20 protein-coding genes are annotated in these 26,984 nt (G+C 46.6%); 10 read left to right on the forward strand and 10 right to left on the reverse strand.

Annotated elements, in window-relative coordinates; genetic code table 11:
- Positions 1-140 precede the first annotated feature (140 nt).
- The 6 genes from ADIS_RS07230 to ADIS_RS07255 all read left to right on the forward strand — a co-directional run bounded on the left by ADIS_RS07230 (position 141) and on the right by ADIS_RS07255 (position 6,312).
- On the forward strand, positions 141-908 hold the full coding sequence (locus ADIS_RS07230) for an SDR family NAD(P)-dependent oxidoreductase (protein ID WP_035805111.1): 768 nt from the start codon (positions 141-143) through the stop codon (positions 906-908).
- Positions 908-1,792, forward strand: a complete 885-nt coding sequence (locus tag ADIS_RS07235; RefSeq protein WP_010853746.1) for a 3-hydroxyacyl-CoA dehydrogenase NAD-binding domain-containing protein — start codon at positions 908-910, stop codon at positions 1,790-1,792. Before ADIS_RS07230 ends, ADIS_RS07235 begins: the two co-directional genes overlap by 1 nt.
- Positions 1,793-1,961: 169 nt before the next feature.
- Complete coding sequence (locus ADIS_RS07240) at positions 1,962-2,543, forward strand: DUF2911 domain-containing protein (RefSeq protein WP_155907240.1); 582 nt, start codon at positions 1,962-1,964, stop codon at positions 2,541-2,543.
- Positions 2,544-2,644: 101 nt separating this feature from the next.
- Positions 2,645-4,069 carry a phytoene desaturase family protein gene (locus ADIS_RS07245; RefSeq protein ID WP_010853748.1) on the forward strand — a complete coding sequence of 475 codons (1,425 nt, stop codon included), beginning with the start codon at positions 2,645-2,647 and terminating at the stop codon, positions 4,067-4,069.
- Positions 4,070-4,259: 190 nt separating this feature from the next.
- The gene (locus ADIS_RS07250) at positions 4,260-4,718 is read left to right on the forward strand and encodes a hypothetical protein (protein ID WP_010853749.1); all 459 of its coding nucleotides are present in this window, start codon (positions 4,260-4,262) and stop codon (positions 4,716-4,718) included.
- Positions 4,719-4,902: 184 nt separating this feature from the next.
- Positions 4,903-6,312 (forward strand): arginine decarboxylase, encoded by a 1,410-nt coding sequence (locus ADIS_RS07255; protein WP_010853751.1) that lies wholly within the window; start codon positions 4,903-4,905, stop codon positions 6,310-6,312.
- A gap of 713 nt (positions 6,313-7,025) precedes the next feature.
- On the opposite strand, the gene ADIS_RS23685 is transcribed toward ADIS_RS07255, so the two are convergent.
- Together ADIS_RS23685 and ADIS_RS23690 are read right to left on the reverse strand one after the other, a co-directional pair.
- Complete coding sequence (locus ADIS_RS23685; RefSeq protein ID WP_238325403.1) at positions 7,026-7,115, reverse strand: KilA-N domain-containing protein; 90 nt, start codon at positions 7,113-7,115, stop codon at positions 7,026-7,028.
- Between the two features lie 368 nt (positions 7,116-7,483).
- Positions 7,484-7,657, reverse strand: coding sequence for a transposase family protein (locus tag ADIS_RS23690; protein ID WP_155907247.1), 174 nt, complete (start codon positions 7,655-7,657; stop codon positions 7,484-7,486).
- 351 nt (positions 7,658-8,008) lie between these two features.
- On the opposite strand from ADIS_RS23690, the gene ADIS_RS07265 reads away from it, so the two are divergent.
- Together ADIS_RS07265 and ADIS_RS07270 are read left to right on the forward strand one after the other, a co-directional pair.
- Positions 8,009-9,193 (forward strand): hypothetical protein, encoded by a 1,185-nt coding sequence (locus ADIS_RS07265; protein WP_035805098.1) that lies wholly within the window; start codon positions 8,009-8,011, stop codon positions 9,191-9,193.
- 123 nt (positions 9,194-9,316) lie between these two features.
- On the forward strand, positions 9,317-10,552 hold the full coding sequence (locus ADIS_RS07270) for a glycosyltransferase (protein WP_155907243.1): 1,236 nt from the start codon (positions 9,317-9,319) through the stop codon (positions 10,550-10,552).
- Between the two features lie 24 nt (positions 10,553-10,576).
- Here ADIS_RS07270 and ADIS_RS07275 read toward each other — a convergent pair whose 3' ends face one another.
- The 7 genes from ADIS_RS07275 to ADIS_RS07305 all read right to left on the reverse strand — a co-directional run bounded on the left by ADIS_RS07275 (position 10,577) and on the right by ADIS_RS07305 (position 21,145).
- A complete protein-coding gene (locus tag ADIS_RS07275) occupies positions 10,577-13,291 on the reverse strand; it encodes a phosphoenolpyruvate carboxylase (RefSeq protein ID WP_010853755.1) in 2,715 nt (904 codons plus the stop codon).
- Between the two features lie 120 nt (positions 13,292-13,411).
- A complete protein-coding gene (locus ADIS_RS07280) occupies positions 13,412-14,740 on the reverse strand; it encodes an oligosaccharide flippase family protein (protein ID WP_010853756.1) in 1,329 nt (442 codons plus the stop codon).
- Entirely contained in the window at positions 14,737-15,876 is a 1,140-nt protein-coding gene (locus ADIS_RS07285) for a glycosyltransferase family 4 protein (protein WP_035805102.1), read from the reverse strand. Before ADIS_RS07285 ends, ADIS_RS07280 begins: the two co-directional genes overlap by 4 nt.
- The gene (locus ADIS_RS07290) at positions 15,873-16,790 is read right to left on the reverse strand and encodes a glycosyltransferase family 2 protein (protein WP_010853758.1); all 918 of its coding nucleotides are present in this window, start codon (positions 16,788-16,790) and stop codon (positions 15,873-15,875) included. The genes ADIS_RS07285 and ADIS_RS07290 overlap by 4 nt, the downstream gene beginning before the upstream one ends.
- Positions 16,756-18,222 carry an O-antigen ligase family protein gene (locus ADIS_RS07295; protein WP_010853759.1) on the reverse strand — a complete coding sequence of 489 codons (1,467 nt, stop codon included), beginning with the start codon at positions 18,220-18,222 and terminating at the stop codon, positions 16,756-16,758. The genes ADIS_RS07290 and ADIS_RS07295 overlap by 35 nt, the downstream gene beginning before the upstream one ends.
- Before the next feature lie 11 nt (positions 18,223-18,233).
- Entirely contained in the window at positions 18,234-20,378 is a 2,145-nt protein-coding gene (locus tag ADIS_RS07300; protein ID WP_010853760.1) for a GumC family protein, read from the reverse strand.
- 2 nt (positions 20,379-20,380) lie between these two features.
- Positions 20,381-21,145, reverse strand: a complete 765-nt coding sequence (locus ADIS_RS07305) for a TolC family protein (RefSeq protein ID WP_155907245.1) — start codon at positions 21,143-21,145, stop codon at positions 20,381-20,383.
- A gap of 153 nt (positions 21,146-21,298) precedes the next feature.
- Between ADIS_RS07305 and ADIS_RS07310 the strand changes: the two genes are divergently transcribed.
- Complete coding sequence (locus ADIS_RS07310; RefSeq protein ID WP_010853762.1) at positions 21,299-21,934, forward strand: acyltransferase; 636 nt, start codon at positions 21,299-21,301, stop codon at positions 21,932-21,934.
- 50 nt (positions 21,935-21,984) lie between these two features.
- The gene (locus ADIS_RS07315) at positions 21,985-22,683 is read left to right on the forward strand and encodes a LytR/AlgR family response regulator transcription factor (RefSeq protein ID WP_010853763.1); all 699 of its coding nucleotides are present in this window, start codon (positions 21,985-21,987) and stop codon (positions 22,681-22,683) included.
- A 15-nt stretch (positions 22,684-22,698) separates the two neighbouring features.
- Here the strand turns inward: ADIS_RS07315 and ADIS_RS22260 are convergent, their stop codons facing one another.
- On the reverse strand, positions 22,699-26,796 hold the full coding sequence (locus tag ADIS_RS22260; RefSeq protein ID WP_010853764.1) for a response regulator: 4,098 nt from the start codon (positions 26,794-26,796) through the stop codon (positions 22,699-22,701).
- Positions 26,797-26,984: the final 188 nt, after the last annotated feature.

The raw sequence follows: 26,984 nt of genomic DNA on the forward strand, positions 1-26,984 counted from the left end.
GATTCGTTATGGTTTCTACACACTGGCTTTTTCTTACCAAACCCATGAATATAAATTCCGATTTCTTAGCCTTTTCGCGATGATCTGCCTAATTTGCCCTTATTGTTTACATTCATAAACTGATTGAATCGATGATAGGAATGGATTTATCCGATATGTTTTCCCTTTCCCGGAAGGTGGCTATTGTGACTGGAGCCAGTAAAGGCATTGGCCTCGCAACTGCCGAGATTTTTGCCGCGGCGGGGGCGCGGGTTGTGATCAGTAGCCGAAAGCAGGCTACTCTTGATACCGTGGCAGGTCATCTAAAGGAGCGAGGGTACGACGTGATGGCGATCGCCTGCAATGTGGGTGACCCCGATGCCGTAAAAAATCTGGTGTCGGAAACTGTCGAAAGATATGGACAAATCGACATTTTGGTCAACAACGCTGCAACCAATCCAGTCTATGGGCCAATCAACGAGACCTCTTTGGACGCATACGACAAGATCATGAATGTAAATGTTCGGGCTCCTTTTCAGTTAATGAAACTTTGTTTTCCCTATTTGATAGCCTCAACCTCCGGTTCGGTTATCAATATCAGCTCGATTGGCGGGCTTTCTCCAGAGGATGGTCTCGGTATTTACAGTGTCAGTAAAGCGGCCTTGATATCCCTGACAAAGGCCTGTGCCAAAGAGTGGGCCGGCCACGGCATACGGGTCAATGCGATCTGCCCCGGATTGATCAAAACGAAATTTTCCCAAGCGTTGTGGAGCAATGAGGGAGTAATGGAGAGAATGATGGATCAACTGGCCCTTAAGCGGATCGGTGAATCTGAGGAAATAGGTGCAGCTGCCCTTTACCTGGCCTCAGATGCTTCGGCATACACTACGGGTGCTGTGTTGACTGTAGATGGGGGAGTTACGATCTAATGAACATGGAAATCCATACGGTAACGGTGGTAGGCGCAGGTACGCTGGGATCCCGGGTGGCATTGCAATGTGCCTTATCGGGTTATCGGGCAAAGGTTTATGATCTGGATGCTAGTATCTTAGAAACATCAAAGGCTACCATGCAAAAGTTGCTTCGGCAATTGCGAAAGCAGGGCAGCCTGCTTCCTGCACAAGAGGAGGGTTTGTCTGATAGATTACTTTTTACAGACAAGCTAGGCGAAGCCGTGGAGGATGCTGATCTGATCAACGAAAGCGTGACAGAGAATTTAGAAACAAAGCTTCAGGTATGGAAGCAAATCGACAACCTCGCGCCAGAGAAGACTATCTTTACCACCAATACCTCTTTTTTATTGCCTTCCAAAATCGCTGCGGCCATCGACAGACCCCAGCGATTTTGCGCACTTCATTTTCATGATGTTTTCTTTGCCCGGCTGTTGGATATCATGGCCCACAGCAAAACCGATCTCGCATTGATTCCGATTTTGGAGAAATTTGGCAGAAGCCTCAATCAAGTCCCGGTAGTCATACAAAAGGAGTATCCTGGTTATTTGTTCAATACGATGCTCATGTCCTTTATCCATGCTGCCGGAAAGCTTCTGACGAGGGGAGTCGGTTCTATTGAGGACATAGACCGGTCATGGATGGTAAATTTTCACATGGCGATCGGTCCTTTCGGGATATTGGACCAAATAGGCTTGGATACCGCATGGCACGTTACGCGCAACAATCCGGATAAATATACCCAGGCATTCGCCGACTTGCTGGCCGATTATATCAAGGAAGGGAAGTTAGGGGAGAAAGTGGGCGCGGGGTTTTATAGCTATCCCAATCCAAGGTATAGGGATCCCAATTTTTTGAAGTAGCGCTTTATTTAAGGCAAACTAACCTATAGATGGGGACGCTTCCTCTGATTTTTCTATTTTTACAGCCAGAAAAGAAAATCAACAAGAATTTATGAGAATTTTACGTAACCGAATTTTCGTTGTGCTTGCGGTCTTTTTTGTCGTTTCGGCCTGCGGAACGGACAAAACAATGAGTACTGATACAAGCCAAGGGCAGGCTTCCGGTGAGTTAACGCTTTCCCAATTGGAAAAGGAACATGTAACCGAGTTGGTAGCCTATGCAGACAGTGTAAATAGAGGCCTGAGGGAGGATACCGAGCGGGGCAGTGCCCGACTGGAGATCAGTGGCACCGTAGGCAACACAAAGGTTACGGTAAATCACGGTTCCCCGGGGGTGAGGGGCAGGGTGATTTGGAATGGTTTGGTTTCCTACGATCAGGTGTGGGTCAGCGGGTCCCATTGGGCCACAGCCGTTACCTTCAGCGATGCCGTAGTGGTGGCAGGAACCGAAATTCCTGCGGGAATGTATGCGTTTTTTACCATTCCGGGACGCGAGCAGTGGACATTGATCATCAACGAGCGATTCGATCAACATTTGGCAGAAGAATATAGTGAATCGGAAGATTTGGTGCGTATCAACGTAGATCCCATCCTTTTGGATCAAACCGTTCAGCGACTGACCTACCAAGTGGAGGCCCGTGGCCCGAAACAGGGGGTATTGGCGATGAGCTGGGAAAAAATACGCGTCGAGTTGCCATTTGAGACCCGATGATTCAAGTTTTTAGTTTATTGGATGCAAAATTATTGGGCTGAGGTAACGGGGAGAAATATGTTAGGTTGAACGCTTGAAGGGCTGATAGTAAGTCTGTCTGTATGTCTTATAAAAAATTCGATGCTGTTGTCGTAGGATCAGGCCCAAATGGGCTGGCAGCGGCGATCGTACTACAGCAACAGGGAGCGCAGGTCTTATTGATCGAGGGCAAGGATACCATCGGTGGCGGTATGCGGACCAAGGAGCTCACACTTCCCGGCTTCAGGCACGACGTCTGCTCGGCAATCCATCCCATGGCCGTAGCCACCCCCTTTTTTAAGAGTCTTCCCTTGGCCGATTTTGGACTTAGGTTCCTACACCCAGAAGTTTTGGCCGCACACCCGTTCCCGGAGGGTGACGAGGCAGCGGTTTTGTTGCATTCCATGGCTAAGACAGCCGAACGCCTCGGGAAAGACACCCATCGTTACCGGGCACTGATAGAGCCTATCGTGAGAGATTGGGCCAAATTGGCTCCTGACTTTTTAGCTCCTTTACAGATTCCTCGGCATCCTTTTTCCTTAGCAGCCTTCGGCTTCAAAGCCCTTCAGCCCGCCCGTTTTCTGGGAAGCTCCTTTCGGGAGAGAGAAACCAGAGGCTTATGGGCTGGTATGGCTGCCCATGGTATACAGCCACTGGAGAACATGGCGACTTCTGCGATTGCCCTCGTGTTGATGGCAGCCGGACACCATAGTGGATGGCCGGTGCTTGAAAGGGGATCCCAATCCTTGGCTGATGCGTTGGCGGGGTATTTTCAATCTCTCGGTGGAGTCGTTCAGACAGGGAACATGGTTCGTACATTGGCCGACCTTCCCGAGGCAAAGGCTTGGGTATTTGATTTGGGGCCTCGGCAGTTGTTGCAGTTGGCAGGGGATCGTTTTTCGTTGCTATACCGTTGGCAACTACGGCGGTATAAATACGGCATGGGAGTCTTCAAAATGGATTTTGCATTGGATGGACAAATCCCTTGGAAATCGGTGGAGGCAAGGAAAGCAGGAACAGTTCATTTGGGAGGGACTTTGGAAGCCATTTCCCACGCCGAACGCGTCATCTGGAAAGGTCAGTATCCCGAGCATCCCTATGTGTTGGTGGCCCAGCAAAGCTTGGTGGATAGTACCAGGGCTCCGGAAGGAAAGCACACGGCTTGGGCCTATTGCCATGTGCCCTTTGGTTCCTCTAAGGATATTTCTTCCGTGATTGAAAGCGAGATCGAAGGCTATGCTCCTGGTTTTAAAGACCTGATATTGGCAAAACATGCAATGAACAGTGCGGATATGGAGGCATACAATCCCAACTATGTGGGAGGGGATATCAACGCAGGGGTGCAGGACATCACCCAGATCTTCACGAGGCCTGCCTTGCGTGTTTCCCCTTATCGAACTTCCGCCAAAGGAATCTACCTTTGTTCCTCCTCCACTCCTCCTGGAGGCGGCGTACACGGGATGTGTGGGTATCATGCTGCCAGGCAGGTGATCAAAGATCTCTTTTAAGTGTTTTTTTACCATATTGCTCCATTTGATTTTCTACTTTTGAAGTTATTTTGGCTGATAATAACCAATTTACACTAAAAGTCTATAAAATCTATAGGGAATACACGTAAATAAAAATTTAATGTGTAAATTTGTAGTGTTGAATGAAACAATGCGATCAGATTTTCAGTACTAATAAACGTAAGTAACGATGCGAAGTAACTTGGCAACCTCAATTGATGATAACGGTAACTCTTTGAATCCTGGGCTATTCTTGGACAAAGAAGAGATGGAGCGGGAAGTGTTGTCTGCTGGAGAGGCACTTGAGCGACAAGGTGTCAGACTGCTTGGGCGGCAGGCGGCTGACAGGGGAAATTATTCTGAGGTAACCTTTGAGCTATCCGAGCGCTTCCAGTCATTGTATGGCGTATTGAGGGGGCTAAGCGAGCTTTACAGAAGCCCGGTCGCCTATATCCGCAGCAATCACAGCTACCATAATTTCACCTTACATTTCAAAGCAGAAGCTAAGCAGGAGGTAAAAGCCTTCTTGGAATTGGTGTTTACGGTATTGGAGAAGGAAATACATTTCAAGAAGGTGCTCCACAAGGTTATTTCCATTCAACGAAAACACGAGCAGGAAAACGAGCTGTTGTACAAGCAGTTGTATTGAGACGGCACGGGCATACTGATTGGGCCACGGCAAAGATTGCCGTGGTTTTTTTATTTAGGACGCTTTGCGTTTTGGGATAAGTACATTCTATTGGGGGAATTGGTAGGCGTTCGGTTTGATATTTCAATAATATGTGCAAATTTTGACCTTTGAACCGACTTTCACTTCGTAACAGCCAAACTACATGAACCAATACATCGATCTCATTAAGCAAACGTTTGATTTCCCTACCAAAGAATTTACCGTAGAAAACGATCAGTTGAAATTTAATGGGGTGGATCTGATGGAGATTATTCAGCAATATGGCACACCGTTGAAGTTGACCTACCTCCCTAAGATTTCCGAAAACATCCAAAACGCCAAGACCTACTTCAACAACGCCATTCAGGCGCACGATTACAAGGGGTCTTATACCTACTGCTACTGTACCAAGTCTTCCCATTTTAGCTTTGTCGTACACGAAGCGCTGAAGAACGACATACACATTGAAACCAGTTCCACCTTTGACATACCCCTGGTCCGAAGCCTGTATGAGGAGGGGAAAATCACCAAACAGACCTATATCGTCTGCAACGGATTCAAGAGAGACCTGTACAAGCAGTATATTGCCGAACTCCTCAACGATGGCTTTGTTAATTGCGTACCGGTTTTGGACAACCTGTCCGAAATTGACTACTACCTTGAGCATGTAAACGTTCCCTTTCAGGTGGGCATACGGATCGCTGCCGATGAGGAGCCCAAGTTTGGCTTTTATACCTCCCGGTTGGGCGTAAGGTACAACGACATCGTGCGTCTCTACGAGGAAAAGATCAAAGATAACCCGAAGGTATCGCTTAAGCTGTTGCATTTTTTCATCAATTCCGGCATACGTGACACCGCCTATTATTGGTCCGAGCTCACGCGCTTTATCCAGAAATACGTGGAGTTGAAGAAGATCGCTCCGGAATTGGACACCATGGACGTGGGCGGGGGTTGGCCCATCAAGACCAACGTTTTCTTTGATTACGATTACCAGTACATGGCCGATCAAATAGTGAAGAATATCAAATGGATGTGTGCCAAAAACAACACGGTAGAGCCGCATATTTTTACCGAATTTGGCAGCTATACCGTCGGAGAAAGCGGTGCGGTGCTTTACAGTGTACTGGCGGAAAAACTCCAAAATGACAAGGAACTCTGGTATATGATCGACGGATCCTTTATCACGCAGCTACCGGATAGCTGGGGACTTAACCAGAAATACATCATGCTGGCCGTCAACAACTGGAACGAGGAATACCACAACATCAACCTGGGTGGTCTGACCTGTGACAGTATGGACTACTACAACTCCGAAGCCCATCAGTTCAATATTTACCTTCCCAAGGTGGAAGAAGGGAAGAAGCAATACATTGGTTTTTTTCATACAGGAGCCTATCAGGAATCCTTGGGCGGATATGGGGGGATTCAGCATTGTTTGATTCCCGCTCCTAAGCACGTCATAATCGACCGGGATACGGATGGAAGCGTGAAGCACTGGCTTTTTGCACCCGAACAAAGCCATGAAAGCATGATGAAGACCTTGGGATATGTTTCCCCTACTGAGGGCAAATAGTCTTTCCAGGTGGGTGTCTCTTGGTGGGGTTGGATGGTGCTTGAGGCTATTGATTCCGCGCCTTTGGCGCTCGGGTGACGTGGTCCTATGCTGCCTTGGGCAGGTGCCCAAGGCTACTGATTTTGCGCCGTTGGTGCTGACAATAGCCAGTAGGTGTGCAATGGGCCCTAGTTTAGCCTACATGGCCGCCATGGCTATAGAAACATGTCACCGGATTTCCGCAACAACCGGGAGTGGTCATGCCTACGGCAGATAAATGTGAGAGCCTTACTATGAGTTATTTAGTTCAGGTCGGGCTCGATTGGCGGTTCGTTGTTGTCGCAATCTTATTATTTTAGTTTTTTTTATTGCTTTGCTTTCGGTCATAGATTTCATTTGTGTTATGGCAACTTTGTTGAGTTGAATTAGTCCGTCGCTTTGCGCTAACCCTTGTTCGATGAGCAAGGCATTGATACTCTCCATATTGCGCAATACAACCAACTGTTCCAATGTCGCATAATCTCTTATGTTTCCTGTTTTGTCGGGATTTTTATCTCTCCACTCTTTGGCTGTTATTCCGAAAAGTGCAACATTTAGTAGGTCAGCCTCATTTGCATAAACAAAACTTATTTGTTGTTTGGTAATTTCATTTGGTATCAGATTTTCCTTGATTGCGTCAGTATGAATTTGATAATTGATTTTGGAAATAGTTCGTTGTAAGTTCCATTCTAATTTCAGTCTGTTGTTTTGTCATCTTTCAGGCGTTGAAACTCTTTGATTACATAAAGTTTAAACTCTATGTAAATCCACGATGCATATTCCAAAGCAATGTCTTTATGTGCAAAAGTCCCTCCATATCCGCCTGATTTTTAAATAATTACTATGGAATTTGTATTTTCTATCCAACGTTTTGGCGTCATTACAAAACTGTTGAGTCCTGCTTGTTTTCTAAACCCCTCGAATTCGAGGGGTTTAAAATCTGGATTTTATATTGTTTCCCAAAACCCCAAAAGTTCAATGGTGTTTCGGTTTCTAATCCAATTCTGAATGATAGTATCCGTGTTTTTGGGGTCTTTGTGCCGTGCTAGCAGGAACAACGATAACCATGAGCAATTTTAAACAGATTATACTGCACCATGTCAACGAAGAGAGTAACCTATAGTCAAGGTTTTCACATTAAAAAAACCTGCGATTAGATTACTTCTGTATTTGGCATTGACCGCTGCTTATGTAGTACTTCCCCGAGGTTCCCTGTATCAAGGGTCTCAAAGAAACACCGCAGTGTGTCGTGGGAGGGAGTCCTTTTCCTGTAGGGAAAATAGCGTCGGAACCAATTGGGATTCTCCCTGCCAAAAAATCCGAAAATTTTTCTGCCATTACACCGGTAGAGACATCATCATCTAATATGTGTTTGTTACGGATGCTCTAATAGAAAAAAGCCATGCTTAAAAAAAATATAAATGGTTATCAATGATTTAGCGCCAATGTCGAAGATAGGAGAGCCGAACAATGGGACACTGATTCCGGCTTCTAAAAACTAAAATATTAATCCTAAAAATAAGGACGAGACATGGCAAGATGCTTCAGGGTATCTACTTTTTAGAATGATTTTAAACGCGATAGCCTTGGGATCCGAGCAAACTGGTTGGGGTATGGAAATAAATCCGTACATTCAACCTGTATTCCGGCCCGAAAATTTAGAAAGCTTCAAAACCACATGAACCACCTGTATACTTGGCTTTTTTTTGCCCTGTTTTTTTTCGCCTGTACCCGACCAACGGATCAGGGATTTGACCAAGCGGATTCCTTATCATTTGAAAAGGTGGATTCACTGGATCTCGCCATTCTGGGTGATCCGACACTGGTCGGAGTCAGTCCGACGATGAACCGACTGGCTTTTTATGATTTTCCGTCCAGAGAGTTTATTTTCACGGACCAAAGCGGCCAAGTGGTCAGCCGGTTTTCGAAAAAAGAGGATACACCCGATGCCTATGGTTTTCTGATGGAGTTCCCCTGTTTTTTATCGGACAGCCAAATCGCCTTAGCGGGGATGAAGGGGGTCTATGTATATGATCTGGAGGGAAAAATGATCACGAAGATGGCCCATCCGGAGTTGGTGGGCAGTGCGGGTTTCATGACGTTTCCGGGCAAGGGAATGAAGCACCTGAGCCTGGATGACCGTTCGTACCTCTTAACCAAATCGGTGCGAACAAGAAATACCTACCCCGGAGAGCAGGTATTTTACGACAGCTTTCGGGCCTTGGAACTTGTCGATTTGGAAGAGGAGCGTTTTTTGGAGATTGTTCCTTTTGAGGAGGGGAGTCAATTTCTCAATGGAAATGGCTATTATGAAAGTGATTACGCGCCGTCTTATTCGGTAATGGGGAGAAAACTGTACGTTGCGTTGGGCGGGGAGAATCGGCTGCGCGTGTACACGCTAAGCCCGGCCGGAGCCAGTCTGGATACTACCATCCATCTGCAGATCCCGGGCTTTGGTAAGCTTCCGGTAACCTCTCGGGAGGTGTTTTCCAAGGGATCCGTGATGATAAAGGGCAGTACCCCCGCCATTCGTAACATACATGTGGTGGACGGGAATCTAGCTATCCAGTACTATGGGGGTATCTCAGAGGAGACCATGGAGGAGTTAGAAGCGATATGGCTTTCCGGGGATGAAGAAAAGGCAGAGGAGCTGTATAGTGAAGCCGAAAAAGACGTCAATCAAGGAGTTTTGGTGTTGGATCAAGCAACCCTGATGCATAAGGGTATCCTTGAGTTTCCCGAGGGCACCAATAAGCGAGGCTTCGCATCGGGAGGAGGATATATTTGGATGGAAAGATTGCCCGATGAGGAAAACGAGGAGGATTTTTTGAGAATTTACAAGGTTAAAATCGCATCCAAATGAACATTTCCCTACCTCCCTCCGCAACGTTACTTGGATCGTTTTTGCAAAAAAAACATCCATTGGTTGGTCGAAATGGCCAATTTATGGGTAGATTTACTATATAATCATCAAACTTCTTCGGTTTTGGGTATATTGATCTTTTTGTCGTTGGTCTGCGGGTTTTATTTGGTGTTTCCATTTACCATTTCCTTGGTTTCCCTCTTTTTGCCAGATGAGGTAAAGCCCGACAGTTCTCAGGAATCCGTCAGCGATTTCGCCTGTATTATTACCGCTTACAAGGATATCGACATGGCTTGGCCGCTTGTCAGGTCATTGTTGGCGCAGCGGTACCCAAACTTTCACGTGTATTTGGTGGCAGATGCTGTACAGCATCCATTTCAGCAGATCTTTGACCCTAAATTCAGTCTCTTGGTGCCGCCGGCGGCGCTAAATAGCAAGGTAGCCTCCTTGGATTATGCGTTGAACCATTTGTTAGGCACACACACCCACGTGGTGGTGTTTGATCCCGACAATCTGGTTCCGGATCATTTTCTCGCTGTCATCGATCGGTATCATCAGGCTGGATTCGCACTGGTACAGGGAAAAAGGATAGCCAAAAACATCGACTCTACCTACGCTGCATTGGATGCGCTGGGAGAATATTATTATGATTATGCCGTTCGAAAGGCTCCTTACCTGATCGGGTCATCTTCTACGATCGCAGGATCGGGAATGTCCATACAAATGGATCTGTATAAAGAAAACATCGCGGGGGAGATGGAGGAGTTTAGACAAAAAGGGGTGGTGGTTTCCGAGGATAAATCGCTCCAACTTCAAATGGTGAATAGAGGGTATCGGATCGGGTATGCGGCGGCGGCCATTATTTTTGACGAAAAAATCAGGTCTTCGGAGCAGATAGGAAAACAACGGGGCAGGTGGTTAAACAGCTATTTTCGCCACAGCATTCAGGCACTCGGAGCGTTCGGAAGGGGCGTTCTTCGTGCAGATTGGAATGCCATGCTGTTTTCAGTGGCGGTATTGATGCCTCCGATGGTGGTACTGGTAGGTTTGTCTTTTTTGTTGATGTTTGTCGGTTTGTTTGTAAAAATTGCCGTTACCCTCTCGTTATTGGCGGCCCTGTCCACCTTTGTGGTTGGTTTTTTGGGGATTCTGTTGTTGAACAGGGCACCCCGACCTGTGCTTGCGGCAATACCACAGATTCCCCGCTTTGTGTTAGGCCAAATCTCCGGATTTTTGAATATCAAGCGCGCAAACAAAGATTTTATGGCCACCGAGCACACCTATAAGGTGGAAATCGAAGACGTTTGGCAGGCCCGAAGCAAGGAGTTTGGATACCTGGCCCGTTGGTGGAGAAAGTAGGTAAATAAGCAAGGAAAATGATCCTCATCCCGTGTTTTTCAATCCATTGGCGAGCGCAGTTGTGATTTCCAAAATGCGCGTCACCAGCAATTCGTCATTGATCCCCTTTTCAACTTGTTTTGTCCGCCATTCTTTCAGGTAATGAATTTGCATTTGATGAAGTAACCTTAAGGGAACAGCTCGCCTGTTCATGCTGTGAAGCTGGCCCTGCCGCCTGTGTTCACGCGGTGCAGGGAAAAGTCTATCCAATTCGGAGAGGCAGCGGGTGTGCTCTTCCAAAATCTCCGATAGAAGTTCTTTCCGAATCGCCTCGTCGCCGACCAGCTTGGCATATTCCTGCATAAGCGATGTATCGGCAGTCATTACGTTCGTTTCCAACTGGATAAGTACATACCGAAGAAAGGGCCACGAATCGGCCTGCTTTTTCAGCTCTTCGTATTGTCCAGAATGTTGCGTTCGCAGAGACATAAGGGCGGTTCCCAACCCGTACCAACCGGTCAGGTTAAACCGGGACTGGCTCCAGCTGAATACCCAGGGGATGGCCCGTAGGTCTGCTAACGTCCGCGTGCCGGTTCTACGGGCCGGCCTTGATCCTATCTTGCTTAGCTCTAGGGCATCGATGGGGGTAGCCTCACTATAAAATGCCAAAAAAGAAGGATGTTTGATCAGGTTGGTGTAATGTTCGTTCGAGAATTTTGCCAGTTGTCGGAGGGCTGACTCGGGAAAGTCTGCCGCTGCCGGAGGGAATAGGGTCATGCCCGTTTGGAGTGCGGTTCCGGAAAGCAGCATTTCCAGGTTGTAGGTGCCGTTTAGCAGGTTGGCAAATTGCTGTGCGATGGTTTCGCCCTGAACCGTCAGTTTCATCTCCCCCGACATGCTGCCCGGAGGCATGCTTTCCAGAAATCGGTGGTACTTGCCACCGCCTCTGCTTATGGTACCTCCAATGCCGTGAAAAAAGCAGAGTTGAACACCATGGCGCCTGCCCAGTGCCGAGAGTTTTTTCTCGGTGGTAAAGATATGCCACCTGCTGCTGATGATTCCACCGTCTTTGTTGCTGTCGCTATAGCCTAACATCACTTCTTGGGTGCTTGCCAGGTCTGCTAATTTGCGCTTGTGTAGCGGATGGGTCAAAAATTTATCCATCACCGCTTCGGAATGCGCTAGGTCCTCGATGGTTTCAAACAAAGGCACGATTCGGAAAGGTATGTCACTCAAGCCCACTTCTCTAAGAAACAAGTAAACGGTCAACAGATCACTCAGCGTCCTTGTCATACTGATGATGAATGACCCGACGCCGTCTTTCCCATAGTTTGCCACGTGTTGGGAGACGGCCCGGTAGCAGTCCAAGACCTTGTCCGCCTCCGGGCCAAAGGATTTGCCGGTTACGGCAAATGGCCTTTCCTGCTTCAATTCCCTGTTTATCCACTCCAGTCGTTCCTCCTCATTCCATTGTTGATAAGGCTTTGCCTCCGGCATCAATTTGGCGATGATCTGTCCGATGGCTTTTTCATGAAACTCGCTGTTTTGCCGGATATCCAATTTGGCCAAATGGAATCCAAAGCAAAAAACCTGACGCTCCAATGGAAAAATCAGCTCGCTTACCACCCGATGTGCATGGATTTTTTCCAAACTAATACGTAGGATGGCCAAATCTTCGAGCATCTCCTCGGGATCATTGTAACAAAACCCAGCGACTTCGCTCCCACCACGTTGTGTGTTTCGCAGAGCCAACAGCATCAGGTTGATGAATTGGCGCCAAGGCTCGTAGGAGTTTCGTTTTACGGCTTCTTCACCATCTGCTCCACTGGTTTTGAGTTTGGTTGCAATCGCATTTTCCAATACCCAAGGAACCGGGTTTCGGATTTCTGAAAAACTTAGACTGGAACCCAGATGAACCAATCCCTTCTCCAACAGGTTGATCGCGGCTTCTCGATGCGCAAGGAGGGTCTCTCCTGTCAATGTGGCCGTTACGTAGGGATGCCCATCCCGGTCACCGCCCACCCAACTTCCAAATTGAAGTCGGGGAAATGAGCGGAAATCAGACAGCAATGAACTGTCAAATCCCGCTTCTTTCCAGCTTTGCATCAATTGGTTGTCGGTTTTTTGCAATGCCTTCGAGAACACCTTGGTGAAGTAATGCATCACATTTCTCCGTTCAGTTGCCACTGTAGGTTTTTCGAGAGATACTTCGCCTGTTCGCCACCATCGCTCTATCAGGCATTTTATCTCTTCTTTTATTTGATCCTGTTCGGGACCTGTCCAGGTTTTATTTTCTTTTTTGACAAGTTGCAGGTACAATTCCCGGTGCATATCCAGTACAGAGGCCCGCTTTGCTTCGGTTGGGTGTGCTGTAAGCACCGGGGTGACCTTGACCCGTTGCAAAATGGTCATTATCTGTTCCGGGGTAAGACCCTGTTTCTTCCACCTGCCCAGCGTTTCACCCCAAGATCCTCGAATGGCACCGCTTCCACCTTGGTTTACCATTTCCCGCCTGAACTGAACTGCGGCATTTTCTTCCACCAAATTCATCAGCTGTAGGTAAATGCTAAGCAGTTGAATGTGTTTTTCCTTAAAATCCTGGGCGGACTGATCTTCAGGTAACTTCCAGGAATCCAAAAAATCCGCAAGTTCAGATTCCTGCGCATCATGTAGAACTTGGACGAAGCAGGAACGAAGGTATTCCATGTCCTGATTGATTTTACTGAATAGGTCGGTAGTGGCTAGTGTTTTGTTGGTCATGTCTCAAATCAGCTTGTGGGATGGGTAAATTTACAAGGTTGAGCGTCGAATAGCAACCCATTTTCAGAATTGAGTCGGAAAACAGCGTTGGTGGCACAGCGCTAAAGACGGTAGACGACTCTACTTTTTTAGCTTTGACCTTACCATTTTCCAAAGCTCGGGATAGTAGGTAATTCCAACGAAAAGCGCGTCCAGAAGACGGATCGGAAGAAATTTACCTAGTATAAATTGTTTGATTGCCGCCGTAATACCAAGTGCCAAGACCAATCCATAGGCGGCTCCCATAAGTCCAAAACTCTGTATAAACACATAGCTAAGAAGGGCTCCATAGACAAAGGTTCCAAGAACCATGACCATGTTGTAGAAGGGCTTTCCGATCGCATCCAAAAACACACCGGCTTGTCTATCAAAGGGTTTGATTAGGGCAATAAGTGCGACGATTCTCAAAAAGGGCACTGCTTCGAGATACTCCTCACCGGCAATGAAAAGAATGATGTAATCTGCGAGAAGCAGGTTAGCGATCCAGAAGGGGACAGTGATGCTCAGCATCATGCCGAGCGTCTTTACGTAAATCCCTGCCACCTCTTTGGCCTGTCCCCGATCGTGGGCTTCTGAGGCTTTCGGGTAGGAGATCGAGGCGATGGAATTGACCGGTATTTCTACCATATTCATTACTCGCCCGGCGGTGTTGGCCAGTGCGACCTGCACTGGTGACAGCAGCGCACCTAAAAGGAACTTGTCCAGACTATTGGTGAGCATGGAGATCAAATTGGTGCCGAAGACAAACTTCCCGAAATGAAAGATTTGGGTTGCCCATGCAGCATGCCAGCCCGGAGTAATCCGAAAATAGGCTTTCACCTGGTAAATGGACATAAGGGTAGCCAGTCCAAAGGTTAAATTTTGGATCCAGGCCAATCGGGTAAGGGAGAGTGACTCCGGGTTAAAGGAGAAATAAACAATGAATAGAAATAGGGGCAAACTTTTGCTGATCCCTGCAAAGAAATAGGCCTTGAAATCATAACTCGCCTGCATCAACACGAGGTTGTGGGTATGTAAAATCAAAACGGGAAGAAAATAGGCGTATATTTTTACGATCTCTGCCAGTCCTTCCGCATTGAAGATTCTTTCAGCCGTATCGGCAAATAGCAACAACAGCAGAACAAAGGCCAACGTCAGGATGCCATTCAGCCATAAAGACACCATTTGGATTTTTGCTTTGTTGCTCTCGGTTTGGTTGACCAGAAACTTGATCATGCCGTTTTGTAGGAAGCCATTCCTGGCCATATCCACGATGGCCGTAATCGTGATCAGCAATACCCACACCCCAAAGTCATTGGGAGAGAGGATGCGAACCAGCAGCATAAAACCTGCAAATCCCAATACAAAATCGACACCACGGTGCAGCATGGTGAAAAACCCCGAAGTTAGCCAGTATTTTCGTTCGCTCATGGTGCCTTTTTTACGGTTTGCTGATACATTTTCAGCACTTTTTCGGCCCCTTTTGCATAGCTAAACAGCGGCGGTCGTTGGATTCCTTTCGCGGAAAGTTCCGACCGCAAGGCATCGTTCTCCAGGAGCGTTCCCATAGCACCAGCCAGCTCCTTTGGTTCAAAGGGATCAATGAGAAGGGCGGCATCACCTGCTATTTCGGGCATGGAGGAGGTGTTGGAAGTGATTACTGGGCATCCACAGGCCATGGCTTCCAGGATGGGCAGTCCAAAGCTTTCCCTAAGGGAAGGATAGAGGAAAAAATGGGCCCTTGCGTAAATTGCCGGTAAGTCCTGATTTGGGATATAACCGGTAAGGTGTATTTTGTTTCGCATGGAGGAAGCGCCAATTCCTTCCAGTAAACTTGACAGTTCGCGTTCACCAAAATCAGGCATCACCAGCGGCAAGGTAAACTGCTTGTTCTGTTCCAGCATCCAAAGTGCATGGAGCACACCGATAAGGTTCTTTTTGGGGTCTGTATTTCCCAAAAAAAGTATAAACTGATTTGGAAGCCCGTATGCTACAATTTTCTTCGCTTGAATATCCTCGGGGACAGGCTTGAAATGCGGACTGACGCCATTATGTACTACCTGAATTCGTTCTTTTGGGATATTCGAAAAATGCGCTTGGATTCGTTGCTGTTCAAACTCGGATACCGTCAGGACAAAGGTACAGCGGGGTACGATAAAAGGTACGTTCCAGCGTCGGTAAAGATTCCCGAGTCGTTGGTACCAGGTGCCGGATCGGAGGCTGATCTTTTCTAGGTAGATGATGTCATGGAGCGTGAGTACCAAAGGCGTTTTTCCCCAAATCGGCGCCGTATTGCTGGTGCAGTGCAGTACATCGAGCTTAAATCTGCGGGCGGCCCGTGGCAGATGCCATTGCTCCCAGATAGGATAGGGGCTTTCCGGAAGTTTTATTACCTTAAAGTTGGGGGTTTCCTGAATACAGGAATCATCCTCCACTTGATTGACAAAAATAAAATATTCGTTCGACTTATCGGCCTCTTGAAGGTGGCGGATCAATTCTACCGCTACCATATCCATCCCGTGGCGTTTTTTTCGAAATATCCGTTGGGCTTCGATTCCTATCCTCATTTTTTTAGCGGTTTTAGCTCCGGGTTTGCATGTAAATCGTTGATGGAAAAGGTATTGAAAAGGCCCTTTGCATAGGCTTTGGCATGGTCTGTTTCTCCTTTAAAAAGAAAAAACAGTATGTTTTTGGGCACAGCGATCAGGAAGTAATACACCATGGTGATGGCAAAGATAGGCCACTCAATGTTTCGCCGTAGAAATACCCAACGGTTTCTGCTCATGTAAAAGGTTTTGAGAAGCGAGTTCTTTCCTACGCTCATCGACTCCTTATGAAGGATCGTGGATGCCGGTTCATACCAAATCTCGTAGCCCGCTTTTTTGATTCGTACACAGTAATCCAGTTCCTCGTAGTAGAGAAAATACAACTCTGCCATCATGCCAACATCTTCGACAACGCGCCTGGGTATAAACATCGCCGCACCGTGGGCCAGGGAGGTGGTTCGGGCAGTTTGGTGTTGCCCTTTGTCCTTTTCCATGTATCCGATTGCCTTGCCGCGTCCAGTAAAAGGGCTTATGGGGGTATACCCCGCAAACTGGATGATGGTGGGGTCATCGTAATACAGGATTTTGGGGCAGACCAAACCCACAGCGTTGCTCGACTGGGCACATTTCAACAAGGGATCGAGGCAGTTTGGATTTACTTCCGTATCGTTATTGATCAAGTAAAAGTAGTCACCTTTGGCTACCTCCATGCCCCGGTTGTTGCCACCGGCAAAGCCCTCGTTTATGGGGTTACGAACCAACACCACATTTGGGTAGGCTGTTTCTATCGGAGTGGGATCTTCTTTCGAGGCATTGTCTACCACGATGATCTCGAGATTTGCATAATTGATCGTCTGAAATGACTTGAGCATTCCAAGGGTATGCTCTAGACCATTGTAGTTAATGGTGATGATGGAGATAAGCGGCAGAGTCATGGTTGGTGATTTTTTTTGTGTTCTTATCCTGTAATTCGTTGTCAAGTTCTTCTGCAAGAAAAAAGTAGGCCCAGCTCATGTATATGATGATCCCCGTGGGCATTTGCCCTAGAATAGGGTTTCCATAACTGGCTACGATGATTCCAAAATTTCCGCCAAACAAGGCCAGAAGCTTCTGCCGTAGCCGTGGATCTTTTACTTTCCAGATTTTCAAAAGCCCCATGAGAGATATGTAGGCCAGGATACCCAGATGTAGGGAAAGACCTACGATGCCCATTTCAGCCCAGATTTTTACATACCAGCTGTCGTTGGGTGTTTCGGCAAGAAATGTTCCGGGACTAAACCGCTGGCCCCAAGAGCCCGAGGTGCCTATCCCTCCTCCAAATGGTCTGGTAGAAAGGTAGATTTTGAACCGTTCCTGGTTTAGTTTTCGGACTGTCAGGGAGGCGTCCTCAGGATCCAGGGCCGATCGCATCCGCCGGACTTGGTAATTGTCATTTGCGATGGTGGTGAATTTTAAGAAGAAAATCAAGGCTCCCAAAACTACTATGCCCACGGTCATCGTCGAGAAGTTTTTCGACGCAAATAAATAGGCCATAGCGCCAGCGACTGGAACAAATAGTGCCCCCCGTGTGCCGGATATTACGAGGAGGTAAAGAAAGAGGATAGCCAGCAACGCAAATATCAGCCGATTTCGGATGGAGAACGGCCCTGCTGCCAGAATGGCGGCCATCAGGCCTGCATGCCCGATTCCCGCACCAAACTGGCCGGCATCGGAGAAAAAAGAAAAGACCCTGAGGTTTCCAAACAGGATGTGGGTGGTTCTGGGGCCGGTGTTTAACCATCGTTCTTCCGCGGCGTCCACACCAAAAATGTATTGTCTCAGACCCCAAATGGAAGCAAGCACCGAAAAGAAGAAGATCAATTCAAAAAAGCGGGTAAGGTCTTTGTTCGTTCGGGCATAGAGTAGGGTGAGCGGTATGGTAAGAACCATGTACAATGCTGTTCCCCGTACGGCATATACCCAAGCTGCTACACTACGGGCCTCGGGGTTGGCGATTTGGGCTACATTGTACAATAGCCAGATGACGGTTACGACAATAAGGCCGTTTTCAAGAATTTTGAAGTCGGTTTTTAGGTTGGTATGGAATATCGCCGCTACAATAGCTAGTATCAGGGCAAAGTCTACCGTAAGGCCTAAAGGGAGGTCTGGCACATACCTGATCAGCCCTATTGCCAAAAAAGCGCAGGCAATGGTAAACGTGAGGGCATTTCGAGGATGTTGAAAAACCCAGAAAAAAAAAGCTATGGCGACGGGTATAGCGATTAGGGCGGCGATCCCCAACAGGTCCAGGTAGCTGACCATAGTCAACGCAGTGAAGACTGCCACTACCACCATCAAAAACGCCTTTGTCCTTCCCTCCTGTTCCATACGGTCGACTGCTAGGAAATCAGGCTTTTTGCCCAGCGACGGATTTTGGTTCTCTTTTTCGGGATTTCGCCATGCAGGTCCTCTAATTCGTCCGTTGTCATCCTGTTTAACCAAACGAGATGGGGAGAGGTGATCGCCTCCCGTATCACTGCCAAAGCTGTCTGCTTTCCTTCCGGGAACGATTGCGCTGCACTCAGCACCAGAATACAGGTTTCCGACAGGTTCATGAGTTCGTAGTTTGCGTCAAATTCCGACAGGTTCGGTAGTTCCAGAAAAAAGTAGTCGCTACCGCAGTTGTCCACCCGGGATTTCCAGCGTTGCGTTTGCCCAGCCAGCAAATCGACACTAGGATCATAGGGTTGTTGCTCGTTGGTGCGAGTGGTTGCTGGAGTTGTATCGGGCGAATAATAGGTCACTGTCTGATTCAAAGACCGTATCTTTTCGATGTAATGATTGATCAGGAAGGTTTTTCCGCTGCCATCCGATAGGCTATAAAAAACAATCAGGTGCGGTTTGCTGGAGTGATCCAAAAACCGATTTAGGTGGTTGCGGAATTGGGTAATTAATTGGTTACGCATGGTTTCTTTCATTACCGATCTTGGAAGCAGTTTTTCGTTTGCCCAGCCTCCGGCGACTTTTAACCCGGTCAGTTTTTCGGCATGTTTGGCCGATTTTACAGTAGGATCCAGGAAGAAAAACAAAACGACCAAAGAGGCAGTGAAAAACCCGCTTCCAAACATGCCACCTACTACCAAAAAGAGTTTTTTGGATGGCAGGGGCTTTTTGGGGAAGAAGGGCTCATCAATAAGCTTCTGGGGAGAAGTCATTTCAAGGTCGTATTTTTTCAGGTAGGCCATATTCAGGCCATGTAAGATGGACAAGTATTGGCTTTCGCTTACACTTACCTCCCGTTCCAACCGCTTAAGTTCAGCACCCAATGGGGCAAATTCATCGATTTTGTCCTGTAGGTACTGCTTTCGTTCCTGCATTACGTCGAGTGCTTGAACCTGTTCCTCGTAAGTGAGTTTGAGCTTCAGCCACTCGTCGAGGGCTTCTCTTCGTTGCAGGCCTTCCAAAGAGATACTGTTGTTAAACAGTAAGGTAGACTTCTCCTCGATTTTTTTCTGTAGCTGGTTTATTTCGCCGGTCAACTGCTGCCTTAGATCCTGTCCGTTTCTGCTCAGTTGTGCCCCTTCCAGTTCGAGTTGCTTGGAAACGATTTCCTTTTGTGTTTCGCTGATTTCATTGATAATAGACTGTCGTTGGTCAAACCCATCGAAAAGTCCTTCTATTTTGGCAAGATTCGCCATGGTACCTGAGAGAATTCTCCTGGAGCGCTCTTCATCCTGCTCGTGTTCCAACTTGGCTATATCAAGGTATTTGCCCTGTTCATAATAGTTTAGGATCCGGTGTTCGGTCATAAAATCCTTTAATTCGGCTTCTGCGTTTCTAAGCTTCATCTGTGCTATGCGAAGCTGGTCTTCAAAATAAAGGATGGAATTGATGTTTTCGGCCTCTTTGATGCCCGAATACCGCTCCATAAAGGCCTCGGTAATGAATTTAAGGGTGTAATAACAGTTGGCAGCGTCATCGGTACGATAGGTGACCTCCATCATATCCGATGAAGCTTTACGGGCCACGAAAAGCTCTTTTATGATATTGGAAACGCCGTAGTGGGGGTGTTCACGAAGCAGGTATTCGACCGGAGAGGAGGGGTTTGCCTGTAGGTGCTCGCTGATCCGCAAATGGGTTTTGTTCAGATCGTTGGGTACCACCAGCTTGCTTCGAAGATCATCATCTATGTGTTTTTTCAGTTCTTCGAAATTTTCCATGGACAGCACCTCTTCATCGGGTTGCTTCTGGATAAGGTGCAGCGCAAGTAGGCGTAGGGACGCTTGGGTTACGGTCTCCCTTGATCTAAGCAGCAGCGTTAGGTTATCGAAAAGGTTGTTGGAGGTGTAGAAGTCCATCCGTATGGCACCGCCATCATTCACACCTCGGTCTGAGGTGGGGTTGGTAAATACGATGGCAGAACTTTCAAACCTCATCGGCAGGTTTTTTGCCAAGAAATAGACACCTACAGCCACCACTAGTGGTACCAGGATGATCAACCAAAAATTTTTCAGCAGGAGCCGAATCATCTGTTTCAACGACATAGTTATCTCAAAATTTCACTTATCGGTATACCGATCAACACCTCTAGCTTCTGGATTGACCGCATAAAGTTCATCCGCGCGCTTTCGTATTCGGATTGGGCGATGGCAAATATTTCAGCGTTTCGGACATAGGCAGTACCATCGATGGCACCGCTGGCGTATTCGAGTTCCAGTTGAAGTAAATTGCTTTTGGCTTTTTGTTGCATATCGAACCGGATGTTCATCATACGCTGTGCAGAAATGGCCATGTTGTATTCTTCTATCACCTGATTGGCTATGGTTAGCTCCATTTCCTTTGTCTTGTAATAGGTGGCTTGAAGCTCATGCTCTTGAAGCTTGATCCGATCCCGCCGTGTATAAATCTCCGAGAGTGGTATGCTTAGATTGGCCCCTGCCCGGTAGCCGTTGGCAATGTTGGATAAATCACCACCTTGAGGGCCTGTGGCTATGATCGCTTGGTTGCCATATCCGTAATCAAAGTAGCCACGAACCAGCGAGGACCAAGATTTCTTTGCCAGCCGCACACGGGCCTCTGCCGAACCGATAAGCTCTTCATTCAGTTTAACGGTGGGATGGTTCATTAGAGCTAAATCAATCAGTGAATCCAAGGAAGGAAGTTGTTCCTCCAGTTTTTGGTTAAGGTCAAAATACGAGTACCCACCCAATTGGTCTTGGGCGGACAGATTTTGCGAAATGGAAACAACCAGCACGATCGTCACAATCCTCAAAAAATGTGCAATTGGAAAGAAGTGTCGAACCAAATGCATTTTTTTATGCGTTAAAATCATTATTTATTATATATTAATTAATTCATCTTTTGAATTTGTTTTAATGTATCTGTAATTACAGCTTTTATATTATTCCTTTTTTTGAAATTAATATTTCTCGTCATATATTCAAATGAAGGTTACTAATAAATTATGCTGAAAGATAAAATAAAAGAAAAGGTTGATGAAAAAAGTTACGAGTTATTTGGGCGATTAAGCACAACTAATAGGGAGCGGCTAAAAGTATATTGGCAGGTCTTCCCGGTATTGTATGCTTCCTTATGGCGATTGATAAATGCCAGAATTCGTTTGAGAAACTGCGAGCTGGGAAAGTTGGTGGCACTTCGGGGTGCGCCCCGTGTTGAGGGGAGCGGAAAGATTAAGCTTCATGACAGGGTGCGCATATGGGCACATATGGGTGAAACGCAATTGTATGCAGGAAAAAATGCCGTGTTAGAGATTGGAAGCAATACGTTCGTGAACACCGGTACCATTCTTTCGGCAAGTAAGCATATCTCCATTGGGTCGAATGTACAGATAGCCAATCAGGTCATCATAATGGACGGGGATTTTCACAAGGCGGGAAACAGCAAGGAGCCCGGCAAGAGTGAGAGAATAACCATCGAGGATGACGTATGGATAGCAACTCGTGCGATGGTGTTAAAAGGTGTGAGGATAGGAAGAGGAGCGACGGTGGCTGCGGGGGCAGTGGTGACGAGGGACGTGCCTGCGTACACATTAGTAGGAGGGGTCCCGGCAAAAGAAATTAGAAAATTAAGCGGTTACTAAGGAAAAAGACATAGAATTTTCTCTATTTTTCACGAATAATAACTATCTGAATGCTGAATTGTGTTGTAATTGACGATGATCCGGCCTCCATTGAGGTGTTGTCTTTCTATCTTTCCAAAACCAAAGGAACCGAATTAAAGGCCTCGTTTACAGATGCCATTGAGGGATTAAACTACTTGATCGAAAACAAATCGGGGATAGATTTGATCTTTCTGGACATAGAACTTCCCGAGATGAATGGATTTGAATTGCTGAAGCACAGTCAGTACACGGGGTCCCTGATCATCATTTCAGCAAATCACCAAAACGCGATTTCTGCTTTCGAAACCAACGCATGCTTTTATTTGCCTAAGCCATTCAGCTACGATCATTTTCTAAAAGGCATTGAGAAATGCAAGGAAACATCCATGAGAGTAGATCCCGACTCCTTTTCTGGTGATTTTATTTTTGTAAAGGACGATCGGATATTCAAAAAGGTATTGTTTTCAGATATTCACTACTGTGAAGGGAAAGGTGATTATATCAACATAAAGTGTTCCAATCAATCATTCGTGATCAAATCCACCATTTCCAATTTCCTCGACAAGTTAATCGGCCACTCGGAATTTATCCAAGTACATCGATCTTGGGTGATCAATTTGAAGTTTTTGACAGATTTTGATAACGATACGGCAGTTGTCTCCGGAAAGATCGTGCCTATAGGTGCCAAATACCGAGATCAGCTAAAAAACAGTGTTAAGTTTCTATAAACCGACTTCTGTGGCCTAGGCGGTTTTCTGAAGGTAATCCTGAATTAATTCCTGAACTGTTTTTAATTCTTCTTTAAACCCGTTTAGGGCTTTCTCGGCATCCGAAAGCGATTGGTCCGAATTCTCAAATACCAAGGCGAAATCAAGCATAGTATCTAATCCGGCTGTCAGTGCCGATCCCTTGAGCTTATGTCCTTCGGCTCTCACTTGAAGGTAGTCTTTCCGGGCGATTGCATCGCTAAGTTTGGATTCTGACAGGTTTATTTCCTGAATGGTGAGACGTAGAACTTCCCGAATAAGTACATGGTTATCTCCCATGTATTCCACGAGCTTATCTATGTTAAAGTGTTTTTTGTTCTTTTCGTCTGCTGTTGGGAAAGCCTCCGCCTTTACATTTCCTTCATTACGCGCCAACCCATTCTCTGCCGGAAGCCATTTTTCGAATACCCCCCGTATACTGGCTTCTACGATCGGTTTAGGGACAAAATCCACCATCCCAATTTCCAGGCAGTGTTCCCGCTCTCCTTTGATATTACCTGCTGTAACGGCCACGATGGGTATCTTGATCAGGTCTGCATGTTTCCGAATGGCCTGAGTCGCTTCATGCCCACTCATTTCCGGCATCTGAATGTCCATCAAGATGATGTCTGGTATCTCCTTTTTGGCAAGCTCTACTGCTTCCTTTCCATTTCGGGCCTCAATTATCTCTGCATTAGGGGAAATCTTCTTGACGATTGTTTTTGCCAAAAACATGTTGATCGTATTGTCCTCGGCGATCAATACTTTGAAGGATCGGACCATGGCCGGGTCGCGTTCCACTAACTGAACATGTGGATTGGTCTGGTTTTTCGGGTTTACTTTGCCCAATGTTTTCAGTAAATCGGTCAGCTTGATGGGTTTGGCAAGCTTTCCGGCAACGCGCAACTTTCTGCAGGCATCGTGAATGAACTCATCGTCTGCGGAGCTATGTAGCAGTAAGACAGGGATTTCTGACACGTGGGTAGGAAAACTCTCCCTTATTTTTTTGATGGTTTCCAGGCCATCCATGTAAGGCATGTTGTAGTCCATCAGTACGAGGTCAAACGCAGGAAAGCTTTCCAGCTTTTCGAGTGCCTCATACCCGTTTTGGGCCTCTATTACCTGAATGTTCTTGCTGATGAGAAACTCCCGTAGGATCAAACGGTTGTTTACGTTATCATCGACGACAAGGACGTTTTCCAGGAAAGAAAGGTCCTCCAAATCCAATTTCTCGCCTTCCTCGGTTTCTAGATTCAAATCAAAAAAGAAGGTGCTCCCTTTTCCCAGCTCACTAAGTAGATGAAGTTCGGTTCCCATCATGCGGAGTAGTTTGTTCGAGATCGTCAGGCCTAGCCCTGTGCCACCGTATTTCTTTGTGGTGGAATTGTCCTCTTGGGAAAAAGCATCAAAAATTTTCAGTTGCTTGTCTTTGCTAATTCCTATACCAGTATCTCGAACCTCAAATCGAAGAACGTGGGACTTGGGGCCGGTTTGGCTAACCATATAGATTTTTAGTTCTATTTCGCCTTTTTCGGTAAACTTAACTGCGTTCCCCAGTAGATTGATAAGAATTTGTTTTAGGCGAATCTCGTCGATATAAATGTATCGAGGTAAGTTAAGGGAAAGATTAAGGAGCATTTCCACTCCTTTGTTTTGGGCCTGGAAGGAAATCACGTCGGTGGCCTGTCCTGCCAGATCATAGATATCGGCTTTGCTTACGTCTAGTTCAAGTTTGCCGGCTTCGATTTTCGAAAAATCAAGGATATCATTGATGATATTCAAAAGTGTATTGGCGGATTGGTTGACGATGTTGACATACTGAAGCTGGGAGTCGTTCATCTCGGTTTTGGCCAGTAGGTCGGTAAATCCAATGATGCCGTTGAGAGGAGTGCGGATCTCATGGCTCATATTCGCCAGGAATTCGGACTTTGCAACACTGGCTTTTTCAGCCATTTCCTTTGAACTTCTCAGTCTTTCCTCGAGGTTTTTCCGATCGATGGCATTCCCGATGGAGTTTGCGAAGCTCTTCAATAGAGATAATTCAGCTTCCGACCAGATCCGGTCAAATTTGCACTCGTCGTAGCCGATGAATCCCCAAAACTCTCCGCTGTTGAAAATGGGAATCGTAAGAATTGAGCGGATCATCTGTGATTCCAAAAACTTTCGGGTCTCGTTTTCCTCCGGAAGAGATGAAATAATGGCGGAAAATGGCTGCCCCTTTTCCATAGGTTTATAAAAATCACTGAAAAATTCGATGGGAATATGCTGAAGATCAGGGTTGTTGAGCATGGGCACAGCCTCCTCGGAGCTCCACTCAAAGCGCTGCGACGTACTGTTGTTGCCCTCCTCGTCCGTACCGTTTTCGAAGAAATAGGTTCTATCTACATTTACCGCTTTACCAATGATTTCCAACGAGTTGGCGATGGCCTCAAATAGGTTGGAGTTGGAAAGCAACTCGTCGGTCGCAATGGAAATAGCCTGCAACATCTGTTCCTTTTGCTGGATTATTTCCACGCTTTTTACCTGATCGTCTATGTCCTGAATAGTGCCGTATAGATGCGTGATTACTCCCTCCTCAACATTGGCCTCCCCGATGATACGTACCCAAATCTCTTTGCCCTGCGCGGTAATCAACTTGAGCTTTTCATCCCATGGCTTGCCATATTCGGTCGCCAATTCGATGATCTCCCTCATTCTTTCCCGGTCCTTTCCTTCTTTGAAGAATGCTATTGCCGGCTCCAATTGAGGGATATATTCCTCGCCTACACCATGTATGCTTTTGGTGATTTCCGTCCAGTGGATTTCGTTTTTTGTCAGGTCATACTTCCAACCCCCGACCCGCGCCATCATGTGGGTTTGGGTAAGGAGTTCTTTGGCGTTTTGGATGCTTTTTTCCAGTCTCAGACGTTCGGTCACGTCAATGGAGTTGCCTATCACGTACGGCTGACCCGAAATATCTTCCTCCCTGGTATTGCTATAAAGCCAAACTTTGTAGGTCCCGCTAGACCCTCTTGTGGTCATAAGCCCTTTGGCTATTCCCTGTTCTTTGATGTCTTTAAAGTAGCGGTCTATTTCGTTGTGGTACTTGTTCGGTATGATGTCCCATAGGGATTTTTCCAAAATTTCTTCCACACTGTAGCCCAAAAGCCTAGCTCCCAGGTTGTTGATGCTAAGGAATTTACCATCCATGTCATGGGTAAGCATCAGGCCTTGGCTATTCTCAAAAAATGACCTGAACTTGTTTTCGCTTTGCTTCAGCTGTTCCTCCTTTGCCCGCTCATCGGTTATGTCCCTTCCGATTGCGAATAGCCACTTATTGACTTTATCTACTGCTCCTGTCCATGAAAAACTGCGATATACACCATTTTTTGTTTTCAGCCTATGGCTAAACTGGGTGGAAGGATTTCCGGCTATTAGCGATTTTATGTGCGTTTCGGTTTCGAGCATATCATCCGGGTGGACCATGTCCTCCATAGAAATCTCAAACAGCTCCGACTCACTGTAGCCCAACACGCGGCTAAAGGCGTTGTTTACCCGTGAAAACCTGCCGTCAAAACGTAGGACGCAGATTAGGTCCTGCGACAGCTCCAGCGCCTTACTCAGTAGTTTTTCGTCAAAAGCCCGGTTTTTTTCCAATATTGCGTCAAATACCTGTTCTCCCAACAACTTCAGGGTCTTTTTCTGGGTGGGATTCAACCCAATGGAGGTAGGGTGAACAAACGCCATTACACCCAAAATTTCACCTTCTTCCTGTAAGATCGGAACACCAAGCCAGAAAACTGGAGGTTGCCCTTGTATCAAAAAATCAGACACTGGGAACGCCGATTCATATAGCGTTAAGTCTTTTAGCTCGCGGTGCAAAACACCCGCTTCCGGTCCCAGCTGAATGTCAGAGGCCTCGATGCCAAACACCGATTTAAACCACCATTCGGATTTTTCCAAAAACGCAATGTATCCGTAACTGCAGTCAGCGGTCGTGCAGCCTATTTTTAATATTCTGTCAAGTGTGGCATTTTTTACGCCCCTTCCCAAATAATAGTTTCTGGAGCCTCTCAACTCACTCTTCCCTCCCAGACTATGACCAAAATCGTTCATCTATCAAAGTTACTAATCTTCCACTACAAAAATGACGAATGTTTAACAGCGATAAAAATAAAAGGAAAATTGTGTTTTCCACTCGTTTCTGAAATCATTTTTTGGTGAAACAAAATCCAACATGGAAATAATTTATATTTTTACCGGCAGTAGTTGTCGCCAACATTTTGTAAACGGATAGGGGAGTA

The organism is Lunatimonas lonarensis, from assembly GCF_000390185.1.
GTDB classification, from domain to species: Bacteria; Bacteroidota; Bacteroidia; order Cytophagales; family Cyclobacteriaceae; genus Lunatimonas; species Lunatimonas lonarensis.

Excerpts from the sequence above, each read along its gene's own strand:
- ADIS_RS07255 (WP_010853751.1), top strand. The coding sequence starts at position 4,903 with ATGAACCAATACATCGATCTCATTAAGCAAACGTTTGATTTCCCTACC.
- ADIS_RS07295 (WP_010853759.1), bottom strand. The coding sequence starts at position 18,222 with ATGGAACAGGAGGGAAGGACAAAGGCGTTTTTGATGGTGGTAGTGGCA.
- ADIS_RS07305 (WP_155907245.1), bottom strand. The coding sequence starts at position 21,145 with ATGCATTTGGTTCGACACTTCTTTCCAATTGCACATTTTTTGAGGATT.
- ADIS_RS07245 (WP_010853748.1), top strand. The coding sequence starts at position 2,645 with ATGTCTTATAAAAAATTCGATGCTGTTGTCGTAGGATCAGGCCCAAAT.
- ADIS_RS07310 (WP_010853762.1), top strand. The coding sequence starts at position 21,299 with ATGCTGAAAGATAAAATAAAAGAAAAGGTTGATGAAAAAAGTTACGAG.
- ADIS_RS07280 (WP_010853756.1), bottom strand. The coding sequence starts at position 14,740 with ATGAGCGAACGAAAATACTGGCTAACTTCGGGGTTTTTCACCATGCTG.
- ADIS_RS07235 (WP_010853746.1), top strand. The coding sequence starts at position 908 with ATGAACATGGAAATCCATACGGTAACGGTGGTAGGCGCAGGTACGCTG.
- ADIS_RS22260 (WP_010853764.1), bottom strand. The coding sequence starts at position 26,796 with ATGAACGATTTTGGTCATAGTCTGGGAGGGAAGAGTGAGTTGAGAGGC.
- ADIS_RS07230 (WP_035805111.1), top strand. The coding sequence starts at position 141 with ATGGATTTATCCGATATGTTTTCCCTTTCCCGGAAGGTGGCTATTGTG.
- ADIS_RS07240 (WP_155907240.1), top strand. The coding sequence starts at position 1,962 with ATGAGTACTGATACAAGCCAAGGGCAGGCTTCCGGTGAGTTAACGCTT.
- ADIS_RS07250 (WP_010853749.1), top strand. The coding sequence starts at position 4,260 with ATGCGAAGTAACTTGGCAACCTCAATTGATGATAACGGTAACTCTTTG.
- ADIS_RS07275 (WP_010853755.1), bottom strand. The coding sequence starts at position 13,291 with ATGACCAACAAAACACTAGCCACTACCGACCTATTCAGTAAAATCAAT.
- ADIS_RS07290 (WP_010853758.1), bottom strand. The coding sequence starts at position 16,790 with ATGACTCTGCCGCTTATCTCCATCATCACCATTAACTACAATGGTCTA.
- ADIS_RS07265 (WP_035805098.1), top strand. The coding sequence starts at position 8,009 with ATGAACCACCTGTATACTTGGCTTTTTTTTGCCCTGTTTTTTTTCGCC.
- ADIS_RS07315 (WP_010853763.1), top strand. The coding sequence starts at position 21,985 with ATGCTGAATTGTGTTGTAATTGACGATGATCCGGCCTCCATTGAGGTG.
- ADIS_RS07300 (WP_010853760.1), bottom strand. The coding sequence starts at position 20,378 with ATGTCGTTGAAACAGATGATTCGGCTCCTGCTGAAAAATTTTTGGTTG.
- ADIS_RS07285 (WP_035805102.1), bottom strand. The coding sequence starts at position 15,876 with ATGAGGATAGGAATCGAAGCCCAACGGATATTTCGAAAAAAACGCCAC.